At 62.3% G+C, this 2,381-nt stretch carries 2 protein-coding genes; both read right to left on the bottom strand.

The window, feature by feature from the left end:
• Positions 1 to 42: 42 nt before the first annotated feature.
• Positions 43 to 1,425 (bottom strand): SNF2-related protein, encoded by a 1,383-nt coding sequence (locus MOJ79_RS18750; RefSeq protein ID WP_241925523.1) that lies wholly within the window; start codon positions 1,423 to 1,425, stop codon positions 43 to 45.
• Positions 1,422 to 1,658, bottom strand: a complete 237-nt coding sequence (mads1, locus tag MOJ79_RS18745) for a methylation-associated defense system helix-turn-helix domain-containing protein MAD1 (protein ID WP_241925524.1) — start codon at positions 1,656 to 1,658, stop codon at positions 1,422 to 1,424. The genes MOJ79_RS18750 and mads1 overlap by 4 nt, the downstream gene beginning before the upstream one ends.
• Between the last annotated feature and the right edge of the window lie 723 nt (positions 1,659 to 2,381).

Below are 2,381 nucleotides of genomic sequence, written 5' to 3'. Positions count from 1 at the left end.
AAACTGTCCCGTGAACGCCGAATGATGTCGCCATCTGAAAAATCAACCAACAACAGCCGCCTCAGCGGCAGTTGTGCAGACCTTCCCTAGCATCTCGATCAGTCGGGCCGGCGTCTTCTCCGCTTCGTCCAGGGTCAGCCAGCGGTTGAACTGCGTTTGCGCCTTGCGCGTGGTCGCTTCGATACTGGCGATGCCGTGCTCCGAGAGCGCGGTGTCGTCACCCTCGGTGACGAACGTGATCTGGTTGCGGAGGTCAGCGAGCCGGTTGTTGACTGGCGTGGCGGAGAGCATCAGCACCCGCGTCTTCACGCCCTCCTTGATGATCCGGCGCATCAGGCGGTCGTAACGGGACTCCTTGCCCTTATGCGTGGCCTTGTTGCGGAAGTTATGCGACTCGTCGATGACCACCAGGTCGTAGTTGCCCCAGTTCACGTGGGCAAGGTCGATGTCGCCGGACAGGCCGCCATCGCGCGACAGGTCCGTGTGGTTAAGGATGTCGTAGTTGAAGCGGTCGGCGGCGAGAATGTTGCGCTTGTCATTGGCCTTGTAGAGTGCCCAGTTGTCACGCAAGCGCTTGGGCACGAGCACCAGCACACGGTCGTTGCGCAGCTCGTGGTACTTGATGATCGCCAGCGCCTCGAAGGTCTTTCCCAAGCCGACGCTGTCAGCGATGATGCAGCCGCCGAAGCGGTTCAGCTTGTCGATGGCACCGACGACAGCATCGCGCTGGAACTTGAAAAGCTTCTTCCATACCACCGTGTTGCGGATGCCCGTCGCCGACTTGACGATGCGCTCTTCGTCGAGCCCTTCGCCACTGTCGCCGAAGAGGTGGAACAGAATGAGCGTGTACAGCGTCAAGGGATCTCGGTGCTCACCGATTTCCCGCAAGGTCTGGATAAAGGAGTCGCGGGCTTCCGGCTGCGTCTTGATCGAGGCCCATTGGTGATCGAACCAGGCAGCCAACTGCGCAGCCTCGGTGGTCGATTCGGAAGCCTGAATCAAGTTCAAGGGATTGCCCGGCGTCAGTCCCAGGCCTTCGGTGCTGAATGCAAACGAGCCAAGGACGACCTGCTCCGGCGTGGCGGACGGACCGCGCAGCACGGCCGCACCCTGCGGCACAGCCGCGAGCGCGCGCCGCAAGTCCACCTTGTCACAGATCCACCTCGCACACTGGTTAGCCAACCAACGACTCTGCAACCGGTTCCGCGCCGCACGGTCACCTTCGCCGCCGAGTAAGGTCAGCCCATCATTTCCGGGAGGCAGGATCATCTGCACTCGATCAAGGACGCTCAAGGCCTCTCGCAACTCCGCGAAGGCAAACAGCGAGAACGCCGGCGTCACGCAATCAAGCTGATGGCCTCGTTTCAGATGCGGACGCAGCAGATCGATCACCCGGTCCGCGCCAGTGTTTCGTATGAGCTTCATGTTCTTCGGCCACCTTTGGACGGGAGAGGTGCGTCATGGCCGGGACCCAAGGACGACTGTTCCCTGATCCAGCTCTCGATGTCAGCGCGCGAAAACCTCCACGTCCCTCCAACCTTGAAGGCAGGGATTTTCTTGGCAGCGGCCAACCTGTAGATCGTTCTTTCAGTGACCTTCAGGTAGTCCGCGACCTGCTTGATGGTGAGGATCTCGCCCTCGCGGGTGCTTATAGGCATCGTCATGGTCAAGATGAGTCAAACAGAGACAGGATAGTGCAAAAGAGTACAAACCGGAATGAGGCGGAGCGGGCTTGAACAGAATTTTCTGAAGAATGAGGCTCAATGGGTGAGCCAGGCAGGTTGCGCCGCCGCGTCGCAAATGGGCGGCGTCTGGTCATCGGCCCGAACTCACGCCCTCAAGCCCCACGGCTTGCTATCGTGTTCGGAATTCGGGTTGTGTTTCGGTCGCGACTGCACCAGCGGAAATCCCCCGAGAACGGCCCATGCACGGGCGCGGCGGGATCGAGGGCTTTCGGGGCGGGTGGCTTACCCGGCAGGCCGATGAACGCGATGCCGCCACCGTAGAGGGTGAAGCGGTCCTCCAGCGCCCACCACTGCACGCCCGGCCCCGAAGGGCGCACCGCGCGTCTCGCGGGGCTTGGGCGTGATCACCCGGATGTCGCGGCCGGCCACACGCACCCGCTGCAGCAGCGCCGGCTCGCGCCACAGCCGAACGATGTCGCGTGCCAGCAGCACCGGCGAACGGCGGGAGTCCCCCAGCCGCCACATGCCACCGCCGAGGTCGTCGATGCCGTCGCGGCTGTCGATCGCAAGGGCCAAGCTGGCTGACGACAATTACCTTGGCCGGTCGCATTGCATCGCCTGAACCGTTACCTGCAGGCGGGCGTTGCCTCACGAAACTTGCTACCCGATGGTGGCAGGCAATGGAGGCAACATGGC

Source organism: Calidifontimicrobium sp. SYSU G02091 (assembly GCF_022631395.1).
Lineage (GTDB): Bacteria > Pseudomonadota > Gammaproteobacteria > Burkholderiales > Burkholderiaceae_C > Calidifontimicrobium > Calidifontimicrobium sediminis.
The sequence above is the reverse complement of the archived record's forward strand: the minus strand, read 5'-3'. Positions and strand labels throughout refer to the sequence as shown.